This window comes from Scytonema sp. PCC 10023, from assembly GCF_963920835.1.
Lineage (GTDB): Bacteria > Cyanobacteriota > Cyanobacteriia > Cyanobacteriales > Nostocaceae > Kalymmatonema.
Window position 1 is genome coordinate 1 of sequence record NZ_CAWUDP010000066.1, and the last position, 21,980, is coordinate 21,980.

18 protein-coding genes and 1 pseudogene are annotated in these 21,980 nt (G+C 42.6%); 9 read left to right on the forward strand and 10 right to left on the reverse strand.

The features are described from left to right. The 3 genes from ACM0OZ_RS31860 to ACM0OZ_RS31870 all read right to left on the reverse strand — a co-directional run. The coding region (locus ACM0OZ_RS31860) for a hypothetical protein (RefSeq protein WP_414586836.1) at positions 1-898 on the reverse strand (898 nt) is incomplete at its 3' end. A gap of 536 nt (positions 899-1,434) precedes the next feature. Continuing rightward, positions 1,435-2,556: a DUF1822 family protein gene (locus ACM0OZ_RS31865; RefSeq protein WP_414586837.1), complete on the reverse strand. Its 1,122-nt coding sequence runs from the start codon at positions 2,554-2,556 to the stop codon at positions 1,435-1,437. Positions 2,557-2,615: 59 nt separating this feature from the next. Beyond that, a complete protein-coding gene (locus ACM0OZ_RS31870) occupies positions 2,616-3,695 on the reverse strand; it encodes a hypothetical protein (protein WP_414586838.1) in 1,080 nt (359 codons plus the stop codon). Here ACM0OZ_RS31870 and ACM0OZ_RS31875 point away from each other — a divergent pair. Beyond that, positions 3,687-3,908, forward strand: a complete 222-nt coding sequence (locus tag ACM0OZ_RS31875) for a hypothetical protein (RefSeq protein WP_414586839.1) — start codon at positions 3,687-3,689, stop codon at positions 3,906-3,908. The two genes, ACM0OZ_RS31870 and ACM0OZ_RS31875, sit on opposite strands and share 9 nt — an antisense overlap. Before the next feature lie 685 nt (positions 3,909-4,593). Here ACM0OZ_RS31875 and ACM0OZ_RS31880 read toward each other — a convergent pair. From ACM0OZ_RS31880 to ACM0OZ_RS31895, 4 genes are all read right to left on the reverse strand, one after another. Next, entirely contained in the window at positions 4,594-4,749 is a 156-nt protein-coding gene (locus ACM0OZ_RS31880; protein ID WP_414586840.1) for a transposase, read from the reverse strand. Positions 4,750-4,918: 169 nt separating this feature from the next. Further along, positions 4,919-6,883, reverse strand: coding sequence for a response regulator (locus ACM0OZ_RS31885; RefSeq protein WP_414586841.1), 1,965 nt, complete (start codon positions 6,881-6,883; stop codon positions 4,919-4,921). An 81-nt stretch (positions 6,884-6,964) separates the two neighbouring features. Continuing rightward, positions 6,965-8,500: a circadian clock protein KaiC gene (gene kaiC / locus ACM0OZ_RS31890; RefSeq protein ID WP_414586842.1), complete on the reverse strand. Its 1,536-nt coding sequence runs from the start codon at positions 8,498-8,500 to the stop codon at positions 6,965-6,967. Between the two features lie 71 nt (positions 8,501-8,571). Beyond that, positions 8,572-8,844: a circadian clock KaiB family protein gene (locus tag ACM0OZ_RS31895; RefSeq protein WP_414586843.1), complete on the reverse strand. Its 273-nt coding sequence runs from the start codon at positions 8,842-8,844 to the stop codon at positions 8,572-8,574. A 240-nt stretch (positions 8,845-9,084) separates the two neighbouring features. Between ACM0OZ_RS31895 and ACM0OZ_RS31900 the strand changes: the two genes are divergently transcribed. The 3 genes from ACM0OZ_RS31900 to ACM0OZ_RS31910 all read left to right on the forward strand — a co-directional run bounded on the left by ACM0OZ_RS31900 (position 9,085) and on the right by ACM0OZ_RS31910 (position 12,320). Continuing rightward, a complete protein-coding gene (locus ACM0OZ_RS31900; RefSeq protein ID WP_414586844.1) occupies positions 9,085-10,731 on the forward strand; it encodes a M48 family metalloprotease in 1,647 nt (548 codons plus the stop codon). A gap of 71 nt (positions 10,732-10,802) precedes the next feature. Continuing rightward, positions 10,803-11,600 (forward strand): COP23 domain-containing protein, encoded by a 798-nt coding sequence (locus ACM0OZ_RS31905; RefSeq protein WP_332994461.1) that lies wholly within the window; start codon positions 10,803-10,805, stop codon positions 11,598-11,600. A 180-nt stretch (positions 11,601-11,780) separates the two neighbouring features. Then, positions 11,781-12,320, forward strand: a complete 540-nt coding sequence (locus ACM0OZ_RS31910) for an IS200/IS605 family accessory protein TnpB-related protein (protein WP_414586845.1) — start codon at positions 11,781-11,783, stop codon at positions 12,318-12,320. A gap of 295 nt (positions 12,321-12,615) precedes the next feature. On the opposite strand, the gene ACM0OZ_RS31915 is transcribed toward ACM0OZ_RS31910, so the two are convergent. From ACM0OZ_RS31915 to ACM0OZ_RS31925, 3 genes are all read right to left on the reverse strand, one after another. Beyond that, entirely contained in the window at positions 12,616-12,897 is a 282-nt protein-coding gene (locus ACM0OZ_RS31915) for a hypothetical protein (protein ID WP_414586846.1), read from the reverse strand. 77 nt (positions 12,898-12,974) lie between these two features. Beyond that, a complete protein-coding gene (gene fabG, locus ACM0OZ_RS31920; protein ID WP_414586847.1) occupies positions 12,975-13,670 on the reverse strand; it encodes a 3-oxoacyl-ACP reductase FabG in 696 nt (231 codons plus the stop codon). Positions 13,671-13,929: 259 nt separating this feature from the next. Then, on the reverse strand, positions 13,930-14,439 hold the full coding sequence (locus tag ACM0OZ_RS31925) for a DUF2721 domain-containing protein (protein WP_414586849.1): 510 nt from the start codon (positions 14,437-14,439) through the stop codon (positions 13,930-13,932). 29 nt (positions 14,440-14,468) lie between these two features. On the opposite strand from ACM0OZ_RS31925, the gene ACM0OZ_RS31930 reads away from it, so the two are divergent. The 5 genes and pseudogenes from ACM0OZ_RS31930 (at position 14,469) to ACM0OZ_RS31950 (ending at position 21,577) form a co-directional block, all read left to right on the forward strand. Then, complete coding sequence (locus tag ACM0OZ_RS31930; protein WP_414586850.1) at positions 14,469-14,663, forward strand: hypothetical protein; 195 nt, start codon at positions 14,469-14,471, stop codon at positions 14,661-14,663. 503 nt (positions 14,664-15,166) lie between these two features. Then, entirely contained in the window at positions 15,167-15,415 is a 249-nt protein-coding gene (locus tag ACM0OZ_RS31935; protein ID WP_414586851.1) for a hypothetical protein, read from the forward strand. Positions 15,416-15,743: 328 nt separating this feature from the next. Then, positions 15,744-19,334 (forward strand): phytase, encoded by a 3,591-nt coding sequence (locus ACM0OZ_RS31940; protein ID WP_414586852.1) that lies wholly within the window; start codon positions 15,744-15,746, stop codon positions 19,332-19,334. A 1,028-nt stretch (positions 19,335-20,362) separates the two neighbouring features. Then, positions 20,363-20,743: pseudogene (locus ACM0OZ_RS31945) on the forward strand (flavodoxin domain-containing protein). Positions 20,744-20,809: 66 nt separating this feature from the next. After that, positions 20,810-21,577, forward strand: a complete 768-nt coding sequence (locus tag ACM0OZ_RS31950) for an alpha/beta fold hydrolase (protein ID WP_414586853.1) — start codon at positions 20,810-20,812, stop codon at positions 21,575-21,577. Positions 21,578-21,980 lie beyond the last annotated feature (403 nt).

The following is a 21,980-nucleotide window of genomic DNA, read 5'->3' on the forward strand; positions in this document are numbered from 1 at the left end:
TAACGGCGATTTTCACAGGGGAGGATGCCAGTTCCACGGTTTTGTTAGCGGCATCCTTGAGGCTTTTGAGACAGTCTTGTAGTTGGCGGTTGTCTAAAATTTCATTTGCTGAGGACTGGTATGGTTCCAACGATTTTAGTCCTCGCAGTACACCCTCACCATACTCTTTGTATTTGTGCAGGTTCTCCAACATTATTTTGGATTGGGGATTTTCTGGAACTTGCGCTTCCATGTTTTTGCTAAGTGGCAAGCCTTGCTTTTCATCCTGATTACCTCGTTGTTCGGATTTAGATGGCTCCGATCTCACTTGCTTAGTGATATTGTCAGTTTGTGAGATTATTTTAGATGGGGAATTGGCTGGAACTGGCATTTCCACGTTTGTACCAGGTGCCAACTCTTGTTTGTCATCCTTATGTATTACTGACAGGGGAATATTGTTAACTTGTGAGGTCAATCCCGTTTGGATTTCTGTAAGCCTTTTAGCTATGCTTTCTTCTAGACTTCTCTTAATTTCCTCTAGCCTTGCCTCCAGTTCCTGAGAATCAAACTCTTTATCTATTTGCTGAATTGGTTCTGAAAGTCCGATCTCGTCAGATCCAACTTCCAAGTCAGGAGTCCTTGCAGACAGTATTTTAATCTCATCCAACACCTGCTGAATGAGCTGTTTCATAGTTTCATGGTTATTTTTAATGTCATCTTTAATAAGTTCATCTCGTTTTTGTAATGTTTCTTTGATTTTCTCTATGATTTCTGCGTCTTTGATTTCTACTCTCGGTGTGGTACCTTCCTGTGTAGGAGATAGCAATTTTTGTCGTAACTTTTCTCCAAGAATGGGGACTAATTCTCCCAGTACAGATGGTGCTAGTTGCAGTGCGATGGATGCTAATACGTCTAACATCGAACGAATCTCCTATTACTTTTAGTTGCGAAATTTCTGGTAGGTAAAGGGTAACCACCAACTTCCGGCTGGATCAACTTTGCCCGTGAGTAGCATTGGAACCAAAATGTACGCGAAACCTAAGCAAAGCTTTGGTTAGGAAGAAGTGATGGTAAAAAGGAGAAAACAAGCAAGAAATTATATCGATATTGTTCAGAAGGTAATTGCTTGTTTATCCTGCTTCTACTTTTATATAGGTTCAAGTCTAATCGACTTATACACTTTTCTGAGGTCAATACAAGGTTTGTGTTGTAAAAACTTGTCGAGGACAGAATATCTGGACGAGAAAGATATACTTATGCAGTCAATTCAACAAAAGGGAATAAAAAGCAAAACGAATCAGCCTTTCAGTCAGCTTGACTTTCTAATTGTTTATCCTTTTGTATGTGTTCTGTTTGAGGAGGCACTGCTGAGTTACTTTGCCATAGCTGTTGATTTTAGTCAAGCTATAAGCACTAGCGACCGCCTACTCTAGGCTAAAACACCAGTAAAAAAAATTACAACAAAAAAATCTCAGTAATCACAGCACCCTGAAAGCTGACTTCAACCTGAAATTGCCTACCTAGAATTTCACTAAATTCTAACTGAATGATATTATCAGCTTTCCTCGCAGTGACTTCCTGACTTTCTGACTCAGAGGTGTTAGGATTAAGAGTCACTTTCAGCTTCAAAGCAGGGGGTAGATATTCCTCATTGCCAGATTCCTCATTGTAAGGAATAACCTGTACAAGCACATCCACTTCATTATCTTCCAACCGTTTTACATTGATGACTAAAGCTAATGCTTGACCATTTAGTAATAGTCCAAAATCTAATTTTTTCGCCCCATAAGTAGAATCCAGTGACTTGCTTCTTGCAGAACCCCAAGCATAGTTACTATCAAGCGTCTTTAGAATATCTTTGGTGGATTGCCAACCTTCTTCAAAAACTCCAAGCCACCAACTACTCACGTTTACTAACGCTTTATTAACGATGCTTATAGTCTGGCTTAGACTTTGTATATCTGTATGATTAACCTCAGCTACTGATGGTAAAGGAATAGCAGTTGGTGACAAGAAGCACGAGTATAACAATAAGTTATTTATTTCAGGATCAAACCAAGAAAGCGGTAGCTGATAATAACTATCAGATTTCGCTTCCAAATTAATTGATTGGCAATATTTCACGAGTTTATCGTAACGTAAAAAACCATGGATCTTTAATTGTTCTTCCTCTTCTAACACCTCAAGTAATACATAAAAATGAGCAGTCTTATCTGGGGAATTGATAACTTCTTTTGGTACAGTTACAAAATCATTAATTAGGTTGTCAACACTAATTAAGCAAAGGTTAAATCCACCTAATCTTAGATGACAAACAACATCAATCACATGAGCGCTGTCGGATTGAAATATCGAACAGTTATCTCGATTAATTTTGACATCTGGAATTCGTTCTCTCAGCCATTCTTCAAAACCAAGTAGCGCTAATGCATTTAAATAAATTGTCCACTGGTGTGCTTCGCTTAAGTTTCGGTCGCTAATTTCTTTAGCTGACTCAAAATGTTCCGGTTCCAGCCAAATAACTTTTGGTGACAATTCTTGTCTCCAGTATCTTGAATAAACAGAGGTGTTAATCATAACTTAGCTCATGGTTCTATAGTACGCTGCGCTCAAGTATTTTCTCGTAAATAATTTGCTCATGCTGCCTCTTTGGTTGAATCATTAAGATAGCGGCGTATCATTTGAGCAAATAAGCTGTTTTTTTTCTGTTTTTTACCGCTTAGGATTTCTGCGTGTGCATCTGTGAATGTTTTATTCAAAGCATAATTTCTAATTTCCTCAGCAACATTTTTTAGATAGTCTGGGCTATTGCAAATTGTTGTTAATCGATATTTGGATTTGCTAGGCGATTTTGAAATTTTATCAATAAATTTTTCTTCGGTTCGATACTGAACATTATCCAGCAAATTTTCTAATTTAAATATGCGTCTAGCTTGACACCAAGGTATCCCCCACAATTTAGCAATCTCCCCTAAAGACATATCCTCTTGGTAGTAAAGTAACAAACCTTCATGGAATTGTTGAGCAAATTTTTTGTAACCTTTACTTTTTTTTAAGTCTTCAATTTTTTGGCAAATCACTTCTGATATCGCTTCATATAATACTTCTTCAAATAAAATATGACAATCCTCTTTTAATTGGTCTAATTCAATCTCCTCTAGTGCGGTGTCAGTATAATAACTTAATTCTAGATTGGGGACAGAATCATTAGTGGAGTTATCATACACTTCTATAGGTATTGTTTTGGGACTACCTGTTCTCCTAGAAAGCGTATCCTGACGTAAGATTTCTGCGATTCTTTTGAGATGATAAATTAGTTTTCTCTGAGAATGAATGATATTTCGTTGCTGCAACAAATCGCGCATTTCCTGCAGTTGATTTAGCGTCGGTTCAGAACAACGTCCTTTTTCATGTGAGTTGCGTCTGTCTCGGCGATAGACTGCATGAAAAACCTCTACAATTTCTCGGTCTCCTTTTTCAAGATGCGGTTCCAAGGAACGGGGAATATGTTTACATAATAATGCCCAGTCACTAGGAGTCCCTACCCCCAACTCCCACAGAAATAACCTTAAATTTTGATTTTGTTGCGTTAGTCTCCAAGTCCAATTATCTAAGCTTTCACTGGAACTTAAGGTTGGATTAAATGTCCGCAAAATTTCAACGCTAAAAAACTCTCCTCCTTTAGCTATTGGTCGAGTTGTGTCATCATGATTCAAGATAAGTTGAGTTTGCTCTTCACTATCCAACAGCACCTGTTCTCTACCATCGTCATTCAAAACGAATGGAAGCAAATCAATATAGCTGAAAGGCTTCTCAACTTCGGATCTACAGGTGTGAGGAATTTTTTTACAGCTGATGAGAATTATCTCAGATACATAGCATCTCAGACAAAGTCCAGCAAAAGCGCGATCGCGGATATCGTCAGCTGAACGAAAAAGTTTCCACACAACAGCTTGAATATGTCTGTTTTCTTCCGGCGATAGTGTGGGTTGGCTGGCTAGGTTGGGAAATTGTATCCTAAAGAACTCCTGTGCGAGGTGGATTGTCTTGGGTTTGTAGCCGTCTTTTAGCTGATTATTTTCCACTCTAGGAGAATCAATAATCCACATTATCCAGTATCTTGACGGTGCTACCATAGGTTTTAAAATTACCTCGCTTCTCATCAAACATGACATCAACAGCGAACCTATTTCACCAGAGACCATTTTTTCTCAATGTTCTGGAGAGCTACATATATATATAGGTTTTGGTTTTGTGAACTTATACAGATGCTATTGGCGGTTGTCTTGGAAAAACGGTTGTGTTGCAAAAACTGGTATTAATCTGGTAGAAGTAGCAAAAGTGCTAACTGCCTGAAGCCAAAGTCATCGGCTATGTGGCAAAAAAAGATTTCAAAAATAAAATTAAAGTTGGCATTAATCGTATTTGTGACCAAAGAAATTTTTATCAAAGTCTTGGTTAGCAAGACTTTCAGCACTTGTACGGCGGTTGGTGACACCGGGTGCTATTGGACGATATTGGGCACAACCCACACAAGTCAGGGTAAGCGCATCTTGTCAACAAGAACACATCAGTGTCAATAAAGTCCAAAATAATTGCATTAATGCTTGCTTATTAACGATTCTTGAGTTGATAGAAGATGCCATCTAAAATTTCTCGCTTTGTCCAGTTAGGCGGTCTTGTCTGCTTCTTAGTTGGCAATATCTGAGATAATAGTAGGGGTTCGAGGATTACCCACTCTTCGTCTGTTAGACTGCTAGAATATGGCATAGCTGCTGGATACGATTTTTGCGGTAACTTTACTTCAACACAGTAAAAGATGTCAAATGGGTTCTATAACACCAAGTTGCAATCAAAAATAGTAGGCTCCTCTCAGTCTGCTTGCCAAAAACTACCATCTTTGAACGCAACTTGGTATTGTAAAACTTTGATGAAAAACTTATTTTTCAATCAAGTTTGCAATAGCTGTCGCCAAGAGAACCGGCTCGACTGGCTTAGGAACATGAAGCGTGAAACCACTTCCTAATGCTTGTTGTTGAGCAGTCTTTGCTGCATAAGCAGTGAGGGCGATCGCCGGAATTTGTCCACCTTGTTCAGCTGGTAAAGACCTGATTTCACGAATCAGCGTATATCCGTCCATTTCTGGCATTCCAATGTCACTCACCAGCAAATCTGGCTGTTCTTCAACCAGTGATGAAAGCGCTTCATGTCCTGAGGCGGCGGCACGTACAGAAGCTCCATAAGCTTCTAGTAGGAAAACCAGAAAATTACGGTTATCTGGTTCATCATCCACAACTAGCACCCGCACTCCGCTGAGATCTGGGTTATTACCATCTTTTTGAGTCTCACCTTGAATTGTCATCGAGGACTCAAGCATCAGAGGAAGCTTGACAGTAAAACATGCTCCCTTTCCTTCACCAAAACTTTCTGCTTGGACGGTTCCGCCGTGCAGTTCAACCAAGTGGCGGACAAGAGGAAGACCTAATCCCAGCCCGCCAAACTTTCTGGAGTAGCTACTATCTTGTTGACGGAAGTAATCAAATACGTAAGGTAAAAAATCTGGTTTAATGCCTTTGCCTGTATCGATTACTTGAATCTGAGCATATGAGTTAACCGTTTCTAAGCGAACTGTGACTTCTCCCCTAAAAGGTGTAAATTTAACAGCGTTAGAAAGTAGATTCCACATGACTTGCTGCAATCGTTTGGGATCGCCCAAAACCAGTCCCACATTCGTATCAAATACAGTCGTGATTTTAATTGACTTCGCTTGAGCAGCAAGAGAAACACTTTCGATAGCAGCAGCAATTGTGCTTTGCAAATCAACAGCAATTGGATGGAGAGTTAACTTACCGCGCAAAATCTTAGACACACTCAGCAAGTCATTAATAAGTTGTACCTGCAAGCAAGCGTTACGCTCAATAGTTTCCAGAGCTTGATTTGTCTTATTTGCATCAAGCTTGCGACTCCGTAAAAGTTTCACCCACCCCAAGATTGGATTAAGCGGTGTACGCAATTCATGAGAGAGGACAGCGAGAAACTCATCTTTGATGCGGTTGGCGACTTCAGCTTGTTCCAAAAGTTTATTTCGCTCTTGTTCCACTCGCCTGCGTTCTGTGATATCTCTTAGGGAAACAAGATAAGCAGTTTCTCCTTGCCACTCAATTTCTACCACGCGCATTTGGGCAATTTTTTCCAAACTCCCGTTTGCTGCCGTGCTTTCTCTGTTGTATGGGTAAATATCAACCTCTGTGTTATCACTGCCAACAACAGGAAAGCCAAACAATTCACCCAATAGCTCTTCTTGCTTGCAACCAAATAGTTTCAGTGCTGCTGGGTTGATAAAACGTACGATACCTTGGCGATCCACCACCACAATGCCGTCAGCATTCTTAGTAATCAGCGTTTGCAACTGCACCGAAATCCTTTCCAGTGCGGCTTCGACTTGTTGCAAGCGATCTTCTTGTTTTCTGAGTTCTGCCGTTTGTGCTTGTAGCCGTTGTTCTAAATCTTTCTTATCTAATTCTGACGGTTGTGTTTTCTTAGCAAGTGCCTGTTTAATAACTTGGGGCAGCCGTACGAGTTCATCTTTGGGTAGGTAGTCCGCTGCTCCTGCCTTGATGCACTTGACAGCAACAGATGCCTTATCTGTGCCATTAACAATCACAAAAGGGACATTCAACCCTTGTGCTTGCATTGTGTGCAATGCCTCCAAGGCATCAAAATCATTTAAGCTGTACTCAGCAACGATCGCATCCCAACTAGAATTGAGATCAGTCAAGTAATCAGCTTGTGTTGCCACACACCGATAGTTCACTGCAAAATCAGCCCCATTCATCAAAGCCAGAATATGTTCTGTAGATTGGGGAGAGGTAAATAAAAATAAAATGGTGCATTTATCATCCACTTTTAGCTGGTCTTAATAGACGGGTGATTATTATGAACAAATATTAATAGTTATTGTTTCGGCATCATATCACCCAAAGACTTATGTTTCTGATTCTCCCTGTGGAAAGAGATTCGTCAGACGCTCCAATTCGCTTGGTTCTAAAGATACCGGATTACCCGCAAGAATACCAGTGATATTACGTAAAGGGGCACCAATGTGCATACCCTGATTGTCAATTGTAAACTCTCGGATTTGCTTATCATGCTGTGAACCGCGCATTTTAATAACCGTTATTCCTCGGCGAATTTCCCCATAAACTTCAACATAGCGCAGTAATATAATGACATCAGTCGTTGTAGAGATATGAGCTTCTGAAGTCGAGGTGCCGCTGACAAGTGTCATCGGGATTGTGGAACTATACAGTGCTGTAATTTTCCGCTGTCTGACCATTGAGTTAAGACCAACAAGAAATTGCCGAAACCCTTGAGTGCTAGAAGCCCACTCCAATGCCGATAGACTATCAATTGCTACCCGATTTGGTTGAAATTCCTCGATAATCTCTTGCATTCTGATCAGGTGGTACTCTAGCGGATTTGCCTCTGGGTAGCGACAGACAACTAGCAATTTCCCATCTCGTTCCATTTGCCGGAAGTCAACACTCCAATTGAGGGCATTTCTAAATATCAGTTCTCGGTTTTCCTCGAAAGCAAACAGTATGCAGCGTTCGTTATTATTAACTCCAGCACCAATAAACTGGGTTGATAGCAAAGTTTTACCTGTACCTGTAGCTCCTGACACTAAGATGATGGAATTACGGAAGAAACCACCGCTACACATAGCATCAAGTTCCGCAATTCCAGAGGTGGTGCGGGTATCAGAACTACCACCCTCTCCTGTCTCGGTTGTGGAGAGGGGAATCATCACAATCCCTTTGTCACAAAGGATGGAAAAAGGAAATTCTCCCTGTTTATGAGAACTGCCTCTATATTTAAGAATTTCTATAGTCCGTCGGCGTTTCTCCTGAGCGATCGCATTCCGTAGGATAATTACATTGTCAGCAACAAACTCCTCAACACCGTAAGTGCTAATGTCACCATATTCTTGAGAGCGCTCGGAAGTAACAACTACCGTACTTTCAATTTGTCCCAGTACCGAAGCAATCATGAATAGGTTATTGCGCATTTCAGCTTTATCATGCAAATAGGTAAAAATTGCGCTCAGGCAATCCATAGAGACTCGCACTGCATTCACCTGATTGATGGCATACTTAATGCGAGCAACTAAAGAATCGAAGTCGTATTCTCCACTAATTAAAGGCTTTTCGCCAGGTTGAACAGAGGCATCCACAAACACCCATTTGCCTTCTTCCTCCCATTGGCGGATATCCCACCCAAACCCACGCATATTTTTCCGTATACGCCCAGGAGATTCTTCAAAGGTGACAAATACCCCATTCTCGCCCCGTCTAATTCCCTCAGCAAGATACTGAGATGCAAATACAGTCTTACCAGCGCCTGCGGTGCCAACTACCAATGTTACCCGACCTACAGGCAATCCTCCTTCAGATAATATGTCAAAGCCAGGAATTCCTGTGATAATCTTCTCAACCAAATCTTGTTCTCTTTTTTGATTCATTTATAAAATTTTATTTCTATATTAATAAATATAATATATATGATTAGTTTCACTAATGTATGCCGATATCTCTAATGAATATTAAGCCCTAACAAAACTGTCTTTGTATCTGATAAATCACCGATAATTCGCACTTTTGGCAAGGGAAATTCCTTGATTAAAGTTGGAGTTACTAAAATTTTCTCAGCTTCAGCAATTTGTAGTTGCTCCAGCACGTCTATAATGACTATCTCGTGTCTATTTCGCAGATGTAACTCACACAACTGAATCAAATTGGAGATGGCTCGCTGGGATCGGTCGGTGGCTCCTGTAACATATAGTTTGAGCAGATATTTATCACTCATTTGTCACTCGAGTCACAACTCGTTCATTTATGTATTCACTTTTGATGAAAGTCATTATAATTTTTAATAATGTTAATTTTTTTCACACTAACGAAGTATTTCTGAGTGCCGATAGTTAGGTAACTATGACTTCATCAGGTATCCAGCAATTTTCTGCTAATATTATTTGAAGGCTGCCTAAGCACTCGTTTTGTGATTTCATTAGGCTTGCAAAGAGCTTTTGTATAGGTTCCACCCGCCATGAAACGCAAATGGAAGTCACTGCTGCTTGCCTTTAGCTGGGTTTTACTCTCAGTCGGAACATCTATTCTGATTATCCTGACACAACCGATAATATCGCCAGCAAAAGAACCCGCAGCATCCACGAGTCATAATGAACCAGTTATAGTACCCACCGAAGAAAAGTCACCATCCGCAACACCCAACTCAGAAGCCTCTAATACAAAGAAACCGACTGAATCAAAACAACCAACTTCTTCTGATCATAAAAAGCCGGAGTCAGCGGTGGAAGCTCCACCGACTCCCGAAGAAATCGCCCGTCAGCAAAAACTGATAGAAGCGGACAAGCTTTACCAAGCCGGACAAACAGCTGCTGCGGAAAAACTCTATCGAGAGGTTAAAGAACCTTTTGCCAAAACATCTGATACACAAGAAATCAAAAAACCAATAGTTGACCTGGCGCAACTATCCCCAGGTGGTCAAGTGTACTGGCGGGAAGCAGAAGCGGGAATTGCCAGTCAGATGCAAACTAGGACGAGAGTAGCGCTAGAACTTTTGGTTGAGAAGAACCCGGAATTTATCCCTGGTCATATCAAATATGCTGAAGTCCTTAAAGAATACGGTGAAGAGAAAAAAGCATTGCAGGTATTAGACAACGCAGCGACGCTGTATCCTAATCAACCTGATTTAATTAAAACACGAGTTGCAGCACTCTCCAAAGCTAAAAAATGGATGGAAGCCTCGCTTGCGGCACGTCAATTTGCTCTTCTCAACCCAAACGATCCGCAAGCACCTGAGTTTACAAAACTGGCAGAAGACAATCTCAAACGTTACCAATCGCATATCCGAGGAAAAATTAGAGGCAATGCGATCGCCAACATCATCACTGGTGTTTTAGGTTACGCCGTCACTGGTAGTCTTTTCGGTCCGTTTACTGCCCTTGACACCACCATTATGATGCTACGGGGAGAAGAATCTATCGGTGAGTCGGTGGCAAAGCAGGCGAAAAAGCAACTGAAATTAGTTAAGGATGAAACTGTTTTAGGATACGTCGATGAAATCGGACAGAAACTGGCGAAAGTGGCAGGACGTAATGAGTTTAAATACGAGTTTTTCGTCATCCCAGAGCCAGATCTGAACGCCTTTGCCCTACCAGGAGGCAAAATCTTTCTTAACGCAGGTGCCATTGCCAAAACCAATTCTGAAGCAGAATTAGCTGGGTTAATCGGTCATGAATTATCCCACGTCGTCCTCTCCCATGGTTTTCAATTAGTTACTCAGGGAAACTTGATTGCTAACGTCACTCAGTATGTTCCTTATGGCGGTATCGTCGGTCAACTGTTTGCACTCAGTTACAGCCGCGACATGGAACGCCAAGCTGATACTTTGGGTACGCGCCTCATTACTGCAACCGGTTACGCTGCTGATGGCTTGCGTAACTTGATGGTAACATTGGATAAACAACAGAAAAATGCTCCTCCGAGTTGGTTATCTTCTCACCCAGGCGGCAATGAACGAGTTCGCTCACTAGAAGAGTTGATTTCACGCAATAAATACAACCGCTACGCCTACGAAGGAGTCGCGCGTCACACAGAAATTCAAGCAAAGGCGAAACAGATACTCAAAGAGGAAAAAGAAAGAAAAGATAAAAAGGGACGCCGTCGATGAATCAAAATCACAACATTATTCGTCACTAAAATTATCAACTCCCTACTGCAAATCCCGTTTTAGGATTGTTTATGCTATCTCAACCTCTGAAGTTTCTTTTTTTGAGCGGTCTTGGTTTATCCTTAGTTTTTGGTCAATCCCCTGCATTCGCTCAAGTGCGTGGATCTGGTGATGTTGTCGTACCAACATCACCAGCTGGTAATGGTTCAACATCAACCACAACAACAACCGGACCAGGTTCCTCCTCAACAACGACAACAAATACCTCATCACCTATTGATAGCGCTAATCGGTTTAGCTGTCAGTTTTACAACGGTCAGTATACCGTTATGTATCAGCCTGAAAGTCAACCGGGTCAATACTTCGCTTGGGCAACTCCTAGGACTTTAGGAGACGGCTGGAATGCACAAAAGCGTTGCGACGCAATTGCCCAGCGGTTGGAATCTTACCGCCCAGATGGTTTAGTGGAACTGAAGACTGCGGTAGAAAACAGAGAGAACATTCTGTGCGTAACCACCGAAGCGAATCCTTACTGTCGAATTGTGCTGACAGTCCCAGCCAACCAAGACCCCTATGCTGTCCGCAATAGCGTTTTCCAAAACTTGGCATCTGCTGATAGTGGTCAGCAAACTTTTGGCGTTAACACTTACACCAATAATAATGACGAACTGTCCAACTTAGGGCGAACAATTTTCGGCGGTGGTAAAAAACCCTCTGCTTCTTCTAAAGACCCGATCAATCTCAAACCTTTCCTAGATCGTAGCGATCGCGGTACCGGAGGAAAACTCAGCAATGGTGTATCGCTTGGTCGTCAGCAGTCTCAACCTCAAACTGGCTATCGCCTAGATCCCAAAAAATTCCGCCGCTAATTCATGGTTAAAAATTAGTTTCGCGCCAAGACGCCAAGACGCAAAGTTCAACCGATTGCGTAGGAGATGTGATCCTACAGGGTAACTGTTGCTGGTTTTGGCGTGATTTTTTTATGTCATTTGCTAGTCTTTGAGCTAGAAAATTACAGCGCTTTTCTGTAAGGTGGACTTGGTAAGTTGATGACCGAAAAGACCGAGCGAATTGCTAAAACTAACCGTAACCAATATCGCATGAGAGCGCTTGGGGAGAATTTAAAGCCCCACGATCCACAAAAAGCAGCACGAATTCTAGAAAACAATCTTGGTCACAAGGTAAAATCTCGCAAGCTTCAACGCGAAAAGGAAACTATTAGGAATTTTATTCGCAATGATTTACGACGGAATATCACTTCACCCGTTGATATCATCTGCGAAGATCTTACCCAACCCATTAAAAGTAAAGCACCAGCGAAACGAATTAATCGCAAGCTTAACCAATGGATGAAAGGGGAATTACAAGCTTCAATTGAGAAAATCTCTTTGGAGACTGGATCGACAATATCAGTGGTCAATCCAGCTTATACGTCGCAAGTTGATAGCCAGACCGGGACGCTTTTGGGTCGCCGTGAAGGAGATCGCTTTATTCGTTACGCGAAGGACGTAATTCAGGCTGATTTGAATGCGGCGATAAATGTCCGCATTCGAGGACAGGACAACCAAATTACTCGGTACATGCGATAAGCGTGAAGTGGAAGCGATCCTAGTTAGTCGCACTGTTCAATACTTACATTCAATTGGGTATTCAGTGTCAGATGCTTTAAGCTTTGGATGGTTACTTCCTAAGTTTAAAACAAAAGCTCTGAAATATGAAAGTGAGTATTACCCGCTGTCCCTAGCGGGTGCGCTTAAGCTCTGGTTTGGGAGATGAAACCAATCATCGTCAAGCGTGCAAAAGCCACTACCAAATCAGATGACAGCAGCAATTAAGGACACTTTTGAGTTACTTGCATAGGTTTTCTCAGATTTAGTTTACCCCCTACTTGATTTCGGCAGGATCGAATTCGGTGACTCGTCCTGGTCGGGCAGCCAAAAATACATCGTAGGTTGCGCAATAAGCAATGGTGACATCATTGGCTTTGTTATAGAGATGGACGACTGTGCCAGCTCCTCCTGGTTGGAGTGCAATGGGTTCCAAATCGCCAAAAAATAGACGGCGAATCGTGTCTCCACTGCCTAATTCATCTCTTAACTTTTGTAGCAGAGCAAGTTTCTTCTCAAGGGTTGGGGGCGTTGGATCTGCTGGGTTAGCTGATTGCATGGCTACAATTCTTCCGTAATTTTTACAATGATACTCGTTCGCGTTCTAGTCTATAAGAAAATCGATTCTTGACAGCATTAAGCACTGCCATAGACTGGAACTGCTGCTCCTCGAACATCTTGAGCCGCTTCAGATGCTAAGAAACAAATAACTTGAGCTAAAGATTCAGGTTTAACCCAGTTGTGCGCGTTCTCAGCTCCCAATGCTACTCGATTGGTAGGGGTATCAATAATGCTGGGTAGAACCACATTGGCTGTAATGTTGGTTCCCTTGGTTTCATCAGCGATCGCCTTGGTCAGGGCAACGACTCCTGCTTTGGAAGCACAATAAGCTGCGAGTTGTCCGCTTGGTTCTACAGCCCCCCGCGAACCGACCGTGACAATCCGTCCATACCCATGCTCTAACATACGTCGTAGACTATGCTTGCAGACTAAAAAGGTTGTGTTGAGATTCAACCCAAAGTCCCGTTGCCAATCAGCAAAAGGATACTCATGGGTTTTACCAATCGCAAAACCTCCAACCAGATGGATCAACACATCGACTCGCGGCATATCATCCACTAGGTGTTGAACAGCTTGCTCATCTTGCAGATCAGCAGGAGTAAACTGGATTCTGCCCTGATCGGCAGGGGAGATAGCTTCTTTGAGCCGCTCTGTTTCTTCCGCTTTGCGATAAGGCACCGTGACGAGCGCACCTCGTGCCAGTACAACAGGAGTGACACCTAAACCCAACCCCCCAGTGCCCCCTGTCAGTAACACATACTTGTCTTTCATTATTAATCGACAAACTACTAACTATCCCTACATCAGACAACACGGGATGCAACACTGTCAAATCTGTTTGGAAGCCTGTCGTTGCTCAGGGCAACGCAGTGGCTCCCGGAGAGCAGGGCTGCTTCACCAGGACAGATGAAAATTTATTTTTTCTTCTGCGTTCCTAGCTGCGGAGTTCTATTTTCTAGTCAGCTGAAATTTATACTCAAGAACAAAACTTACGAGTACCATTCATCTATTGCATACTGATTCTGGTAAATCACTTGTTCACTGAGTTACTGGAACTTTTCCTGCATAACTGACAGGTTCGATGCACTTCAAACTGAATAGAGCGGTGGGAGGTGCGAAGCTCATGGGCAATGAGCACCATACCCCAAAATAAAATTCCAATCCCAATCAGAAAGACGATTACGACGAATTGAGATAACCAGCTGATAAGCGTAGAAATCGCTAATGCAATCACTAACATATCCAACATGAATACCAGAATGGCAAGATAAACAAGCACCAGCACATCATGCACAAGATGATGGTGGCGCAGTAAATCAGGCAGGATGCAATCAAGTTCGTGCAGGCGATCTGCTTTGAAACGATTTTGGCTTAAATCCAGTTCCAGTAGATTCAGTCGTTCCTGATTTACCAAACGCAGGCGATCGCCAATAGAGGCGTAGCGAGCCAACAGTCCATTGAGTATCAGGGCACAGGCAGTAATCATCACAACCGGGGCAAGGATCAGTCCAATCGTTTTAGTAACCGCCTCAATGGTCATACTGTTCTCCTTCAAATTGCTCCGGAAGAGTGAAAATTCTGGGGGATTTGGCAGAAGCCACCTTAACCGTGCCACAAATGCAATCCCTTCCCTATGGAACACTGCGAATCTCTGCCTCAACTGTATTTGGCGTGACTGTTTTGAATGGCTGGATTTCAGAATTCATTTATCAATATCCTAAGGTAAATGTAGAAGTGTTGCTAACGAATCAATATGTGGATTGAGTGACAAGAGGAATTGATGTTGTGTTTCGTTCAGGTTCTTTAGCCGACTCAGAGGTGGTTGCTCAGAGCTGCTATCACTGCTTGAGCCTAGAATCCTCATGCCTTCAGGCTGGGGAGTATGTCAATCTCATGTCTTAACCTTTTGCTATCTACTTCTTAACGTTATTGAGATAATTTGAGGGTACTGAATACAAATTAATACAAACTAAAGATGACAATCATTTCATTCAAAATCCACGCTTCTTTGTAGGAGGGATGCGTGATACAGTGATGTGCACATTATCATTACCCCGACTGTAAAGCTTGTTTTTGTAAATGAAACCACAGATAAACCTTTGTGGTTCCAAATATCCTGAACCTAATCTTTCTAAGAAGTTTATTTATGAGCAAACGGTAAAGGTGAATCAACAACAAGCAATATAGATGATGACTTGGGCAGTGGTAAGTTTGCCGCACTTGCTGACCGGATTGTTAACAATTAGAAATTATGCAATATTATTTATTTGCAAGAAAATCAAGATAATACTGGAATAGAAATTAACGATGGCGTAGATTCTATTCGTATATTGGGAAATAAAAAATTTGGGTTTGAAGAGCGATTTGGTGGTGAAGATTTGGATTACAATGACGTGGTTGTTCAAGTAAATTTTGCTGAAATCATTAATGTTAATAGTCAACAGATCAGGGGCTATGGACTCATTGGTGACATTTCTTGCAAAAGACAAGATGTAACCAGAGATAAGCACAGATGAATTATCTGTGCTTATCTCTGGTTCCAAATATCCTAAACCTGATTCTTGCAAAAATTTAATAAGTCATCTTTTTTTGAAACTTATAGACTTATTGCAAAAGTCCAAAAAAAAGAATAATTAACCACAGATGGACGAGGCAGTGCGTTGCGGTGAACCAGCGCTGCAGGAGGGTTTCCCGACAGCCAGGCGACTGGTGAACCCGGAGGGGGGTTCCCCCCGTTGAAGCAACTGCCGTACAGATGGAACTCACATTCCGCAAGAGGTCTAATGATTACGAAGAACAATTTATTTGTTGCACCAGTGAACCCTAATCATCTTAGAAGAATATATGACCGCTAACACAATCCGCTTTTCACAGTTCAATGCTTCTTTGAACCGCAGCGCCGAAGGTGAGTTAGTAACCGATTTGTCCACGCCTGACAACCCTCAAGCGAAAGCTGTTGCTGAAATCATCCAGCGTACGAATCCAGATGTGCTGCTGATTAACGAGTTTGACTACGTCGAGGCAGATCCTCTTGAGCCAGTCCGATTATTACAGCAAAATTATCTCTCGGTCAGCCAAAACGGTGCAACCCCAGTTGAATACCCTTACGTCTACATCGCACCCTCAAATACTGGCATTCCTTCTGGATTTGACTTGAACAACGACGGTACAGTCGTCACAACTCCTGGTACACGGGGATATGGTGACGATGCTTTTGGCTTCGGTGAGTTCCCAGGTCAGTACGGGATGTTGTTGCTGTCGAAGTACCCCATCGACACGGCTAATGTGCGGACGTTCCAGAACTTCCTATGGAAAGACATACCGGGGTCACTGCTACCTACTGTTGCTCTTCCTGGTTCTGATACACCTTGGTATTCTGAAGAAGAACAAGCCGTGTTGCGCCTCTCTTCCAAGAATCATTGGGACGTTCCCATTACAGTAAATGGCGAGACAATTCACGCTTTGGTCAGCCATCCCACACCCCCCACGTTCGATGGTCCCGAAGACCGTAATGGCAAGCGTAACTACGACGAGATTCGTTTCTGGGCAGATTACATTACCCCTGACAAAGGTGATTATATCTATGACGATCAGGGTCAAGAAGGTGGTCTTGCTGGTGGGTCACGCTTCGTGATCATGGGTGACCAAAATGCAGACCCCTTTGATGGCGACAGCTACAACAACGCTATCCGCCAACTGTTACAAAACCCTAACATCAATACGAATTTCATCCCCTCCAGTCCTGGCGGTTCCCAACAAGCCGTGTTGCAGGGTGGGGCAAATCTGAATCATCGCGGAAACCCTGCTTTTGACACCGCAGATTTTGCCGATACGACTCCTGGCAACTTGCGGACAGATTATGTGTTACCATCTACTGACTTAAATATCACCAACTCAGCCGTATTTTGGCCCCTCAATACTGACCCTCTGTTCCCACTGGTAGGCACTTATAACCCGAATACACCTCCTACCGGTTTCCCGAGTTCCGACCATCGCTTAATATGGGCAGATTTACAGGTACCGCCCACAGAAGCAGGCAGAACTGTTCCTAATGTGGACTTTTCAGGTCAAACCATCTTTCCCACTGGTTATATCCCGAATGGTGCGGCTGGAACTGTGGATGGACAAGAAACTCCTGTTGGTGGACTGTCCGGTGTCACCTACGATGCAGCAAATAATCGCTTCTATAGTATCTCTGATGACCGTTCCCAAATTGCTCCCGCCCGCTTCTACACATTTACCCTAGAAACTCCATCTTCTCAAGAAACTGGCTTGGGTGTCACCTTTACAGATGTTACCACCCTTAAAGATGAGAATGGCAACGAGTTTCCACTCAACAGTCTCGACCCTGAAGGCATTGCATTGAGCAAGAATAACACAGTATTCATTTCTTCTGAGGGAGAGGTAAATATCAATGCGGGTCGAGTTACAAATCCTTTCATTAATCAATTCTCTTTAACCACAGGACAGCAAGTCAATTCCTTGCCCGTACCAAACAAGTTCCTCCCTGTTGTGCAGGATACCAACGGGAATGGGGTTGTAGATACAGGTGATACCCAAGTGTCGGGTGTTCGCAATAACCTGGCATTTGAAAGCCTCACGATTACGCCTAACCAAAAGACTTTATACACAGCAACCGAAAACGCCCTGTTCCAAGATGGTGCTGTTGCCACCCTCACTGATGGCAGCCGTTCTCGCATCCTACAATATAACTTGGTGAGCGGACAGCCAGAGAAGGAATATCTCTATAACATCGACCCGGTAGCCGCACCGCCCACTACAGGTTCGGGTGATAATGGTTTAGTGGATTTACTCGCACTTGATAACCGAGGTACCCTACTCGCGTTGGAGCGCTCCTTCTCCGCAGGGGTTGGTAATACTATCAAAATTTACGAAGTCAGTTTGCAAGGAGCAACTGACATCAAGTACTACGATTCTCTCAATAATATCAGTACTGAACAACTAGCAGATATCAAACCTGCCGAGAAGCGTTTGGTGTTGAATCTCAACTCGCTGAACTTACCTACAGGCACAGATAACATAGAGGGCATCAGTTTTGGTCCTCAACTGTCTGACGGTCGTCAGTCCATCGTTTTGGTGAGTGACAACAACTTCAGCCAGACCCAATTTACTCAAATCCTCGCTTTAGGTGCAGACTTAGTTCCTACCGCAGCGCCTACAGTCGAAACCCGTCCTGACCTGTCTAATGACCCAAATTTACCACGCGACCAACGTGCGGATGCGGATGACCCAGCTATCTACGTAAATTCCTCTAATCCAGAACAAAGCCTGGTACTAACAGCAGTGAAAAATGCAGGCTTACGGGTCTATGATTTGTCTGGTAATCTGTTGCAGGAGGTCAATCCAGGTGGTATCCGTTACAACAATATCGACCTGCAATATAACTTTAACTTAGGCGGTGATTCTGTTGATATTGCCGTAGCCACAGACCGCAACAACGATAAGCTGGCTATCTTCAAAATCAATTCCCATCCCAGCGCGTCCGCTGAATATCTCGAAGATATCACTGATAGCAGTATCGGTACTTTGTTTCAAGCGTCGCCCTTTGAGCCTCCCTACTCGCCATCATCGCGGAGTGCTTATGGCGTAAGCTTGTACCACAGTCCTGTGACAGATGATTACTACGTCTTTGCCAATCGCCGAGAAACTGGAGATGTCGCCCAGTACAAATTAATTGACACAGGTCATGGTAAGATTGGGGCTGAAAGAGTACGTAATTTCACTGTACCTACAACGGCTGGACGCGATGCTCAGCTAGAAGGCATGGTGGCAGATCAAGAACTCGGTTTCCTCTACATTGGGCAGGAAGATGTAGGGATTTGGAAGTATCAAGCAGAACCAAACGGTGGCACGACTGGTACACTGATTGACAAAGTGAAAGACTTGGGCGGTAGCTATGTAGAAGACGATGTAGAAGGGCTCTCCATCTACTACGGCAAAGATGGCACTGGCTACCTGCTAGCCTCTAGCCAAGGTGACAACACCTTTGCAGTTTACAGTCGCGAGGGTCACAATGACTTTGTAGGGCGCTTTGCTGTTGGTAACAATGGAGCAATTGACAGCGTTCAAGAGTCAGATGGTGCAGATGTTATCAACGTGCCACTGGGTTCCAACTTCCCGTATGGTTTGTTCGTCACTCAAGATGGTTCTAACGAACCAGCACGTCTTGTGGAGGATGATGGGGAACTCAGCAACGTCAACACCAACTTTAAGCTTGTGCCTTGGGAAAACATCGCCTACGCCTTCCCCAATCCGTTGACAATTGACACCACCAGCTACAACCCCCGCACTCCCAATCCCAACCTCCTGCTGAACGGAAGTGCTAGCAGCGACATCACCCAACCCTCCTCTGTTCTTGAGGGAGGTATTAACTTGACTGGCAATGTGGCTTTTGAATACTCCATTAGTGGATAGCGACATCTAGCTTACGCTTTGCAACGCACTGCCTCAGCTATACATACCCAGCCTGCCTCCGCAGGCTTTATTTGTGTGCTTGTATCTGCACTACAGTGAAGCCGTCTCTCGCCATCTCCTATTTTTTTATTGAGATAATCTTTCATTAATTTCATTTTTAGTGTAAGCTATTTCTCAAGCTTGTTGAATATCTTTATCAAATAATGTTCATAGGTGTGGAATGGCAATAACCTCTACAAGTCCGTTATTCGTGAATCAAGACCCTGCTGACTCGTCTTAGTGTGTTGGTAATAGAAAGCTCTTCAGATTATCAGGGAAATTACTGTGCATTCAGGTTGCTCATGCTGGCCTAACGGGCTATAACCATGACTATATTTGAGGTGATTCTGTAATATCATGTTCGCTGACTTGCCTATAATAAAACTTGTTTGTAGTAAGGACTTCAGTCCTTGCTTGGTCGGGAAAGAGGACGCGCATTCCTCACTACGAACTTCCGCACGGTTATATAACCGGACATGATATAACCTGCTTAATGAGATTTTTGTATTTTTAGGCAAAATAACGTTATTCTTGATTGCTATAAAAATGCAATTATTTCTCAAAAAGTAAATAACAGAAGTCATTGCAGGTTGCTTTCATCAGGAAAGAAGCCCTCCAGTCAAAACAATTCAAAATTCAAAATTCAAAATTCAAAAATAATACCCTATGGCTAAAGCCAGGGGCTTGAAGCAAGGATGCACTTTCGGCTTGTTTTCCATGTCGCGCAGCCTCCTGTCTTGTATCCCAAGTGTCAATTCAAAATTTTTTCTTAAATTTTGAACTAAGAATTTCGCGAATGAGCGAATTCAAAAAATGGTCAGCTGCTAGACGTTCACATAGCTTATACAGGATTAATTTTGTTGTGATCTGAAACTGGAGGAATGGCTTTATTTGAGTTGTATGAGTGATAATTCTGACCTTGCAATATACGAACAAGGGTTAAGTAAGGTTACTACTTTGCTGATTTTAAGGTAAGCCAAAAGCAGTCTATGTCAAAAATTGGTCTATTTTTTGGATCTACAACAGGTAAAACTGAATCTCTCGCCGAGATGATTCAGAAAGAATTCGGTGGTGAGAATATCGTGACATTACATAACATTTTAGAGGCAGAAGATAGTGATTTTTAAAACTATCAATATCTCATCATTGGCAGCCCTACCTGGGATGTTGGAGGCGGCACTACGGCTGGTTTTTGGTCTACAGACGGCTATGATTTCAATGAATCAAAAGCATTGAAGAACGGTAAATTTGTCGGCTTGGCTCTTGATGAAGATAAGCAATATGATTTGACGCAAGAGCGTGTCAAAACCTGGGTAGTTCTGGTGAAAAAAAGATTTTTTTTTGTAGCTTTCAACTCTTGCGGCAATTAGGAATTAGTAGTAAAAAAATGCTAATTGGTAATTGCTGAATTGATAATTAATTCGCAGGTAAATTAAATGTCGAAATTGCCAGATGTTATTTGGTTGAATACAAGTCCTAGTTTACAATGCTTTGCTCAGCCGTTGATGTATCAGCTGTCACACAAAATGACTGTTGCATTATGGGAATATCACCAAACCCAGGATGAGGCTAGTTCACTAGATGATGCAGTTGAACTGCTGCAAGATTATCTGAAATCCTGCGAGCAACCTGTGCATCTTGTTGGTCACAGCACAGGAGGATTGTTAGGGCTACTCTACACTCGTAAGTATCCAGAAAAAGTCAAGTCTTTAACTGTGTTAGCTGTGGGTGTTGATGCGGGTATTGACTGGCAAGCACACTACTACGTCCATCGCCCATTCTTAAGTCGGCAAAAGACTCTCAATAGTTTTGCCTATAACCTTTTTGGCTATCAGAAGGAATATACTATCAAGCGTTTGATGAAAATTTTGGAGGAAGACTTAAATTGCTCGCTTTCACCTCATTCGCTTTTTAAACGGCTGAGTATCCCTCCAGAACGAGTTCCAGTACCCTTTATGGTTTGTGGAAGCATGGACGACATTATTGTCGATACCGATGCTTTACACGGATGGCAACCATACTTAAAAGAGGGCGATCGCCTATGCGAATGCCCCGAAGGACGACATTTTTTTCATTTCTTTCAACCCCAGCTTGTGGCAGAACAGATTCTCAACTTTTGGCAATCTCTACACCCATTAGATTCTGTAGACGTTTTACCTAAGTCTGTTGATACCCTTAAACTAAATGAATCTCTCTATCAATAAATTTTCTGTGCTCACAAAACCTTAGCCTACCCTACACTTTTCACTTGCCTGTAAGCTACCTCTACACGAACCCCCGTAATTTGATTGCGGGGGTTCTGTTAGCTTAAGAAAGCGTTTTACGAATAATAAATCCAAAAAAAGAAAAAAAATGCAAATTCAACAAAAAAATAATCATTTATACAATCTTTACCTATTGATTACATAGTCTCAAGGCTTTCGCACTCTTTTATCTGAGACAATTTATAACACTGGCAATAAAAAGTTGCCCCACCACCAAAAAACAGTGCGTCTCCAGTATTGCAACTGGGCAATCTCAGCCTAACTGTAAAGCTTTGTTGGTACTCCTATCCCAAGTACAGGCGCATCAATTTACCTTAAACAGAGGAATTTTAAGAATTGACAA

Bases quoted from the DNA above. Each gene is read 5' to 3' on its own strand.
- ACM0OZ_RS31905 (WP_332994461.1), top strand. From the start codon at position 10,803: ATGCTATCTCAACCTCTGAAGTTTCTTTTTTTGAGCGGTCTTGGTTTA.
- ACM0OZ_RS31925 (WP_414586849.1), bottom strand. From the start codon at position 14,439: ATGACCATTGAGGCGGTTACTAAAACGATTGGACTGATCCTTGCCCCG.
- ACM0OZ_RS31950 (WP_414586853.1), top strand. From the start codon at position 20,810: ATGTCGAAATTGCCAGATGTTATTTGGTTGAATACAAGTCCTAGTTTA.
- ACM0OZ_RS31880 (WP_414586840.1), bottom strand. From the start codon at position 4,749: ATGCCATATTCTAGCAGTCTAACAGACGAAGAGTGGGTAATCCTCGAA.
- ACM0OZ_RS31875 (WP_414586839.1), top strand. From the start codon at position 3,687: ATGATTCAAGATAAGTTGAGTTTGCTCTTCACTATCCAACAGCACCTG.
- fabG (WP_414586847.1), bottom strand. From the start codon at position 13,670: ATGAAAGACAAGTATGTGTTACTGACAGGGGGCACTGGGGGGTTGGGT.
- ACM0OZ_RS31865 (WP_414586837.1), bottom strand. From the start codon at position 2,556: ATGATTAACACCTCTGTTTATTCAAGATACTGGAGACAAGAATTGTCA.
- ACM0OZ_RS31910 (WP_414586845.1), top strand. From the start codon at position 11,781: ATGACCGAAAAGACCGAGCGAATTGCTAAAACTAACCGTAACCAATAT.
- ACM0OZ_RS31940 (WP_414586852.1), top strand. From the start codon at position 15,744: ATGACCGCTAACACAATCCGCTTTTCACAGTTCAATGCTTCTTTGAAC.
- ACM0OZ_RS31900 (WP_414586844.1), top strand. From the start codon at position 9,085: ATGAAACGCAAATGGAAGTCACTGCTGCTTGCCTTTAGCTGGGTTTTA.
- kaiC (WP_414586842.1), bottom strand. From the start codon at position 8,500: ATGAATCAAAAAAGAGAACAAGATTTGGTTGAGAAGATTATCACAGGA.
- ACM0OZ_RS31895 (WP_414586843.1), bottom strand. From the start codon at position 8,844: ATGAGTGATAAATATCTGCTCAAACTATATGTTACAGGAGCCACCGAC.
- ACM0OZ_RS31915 (WP_414586846.1), bottom strand. From the start codon at position 12,897: ATGCAATCAGCTAACCCAGCAGATCCAACGCCCCCAACCCTTGAGAAG.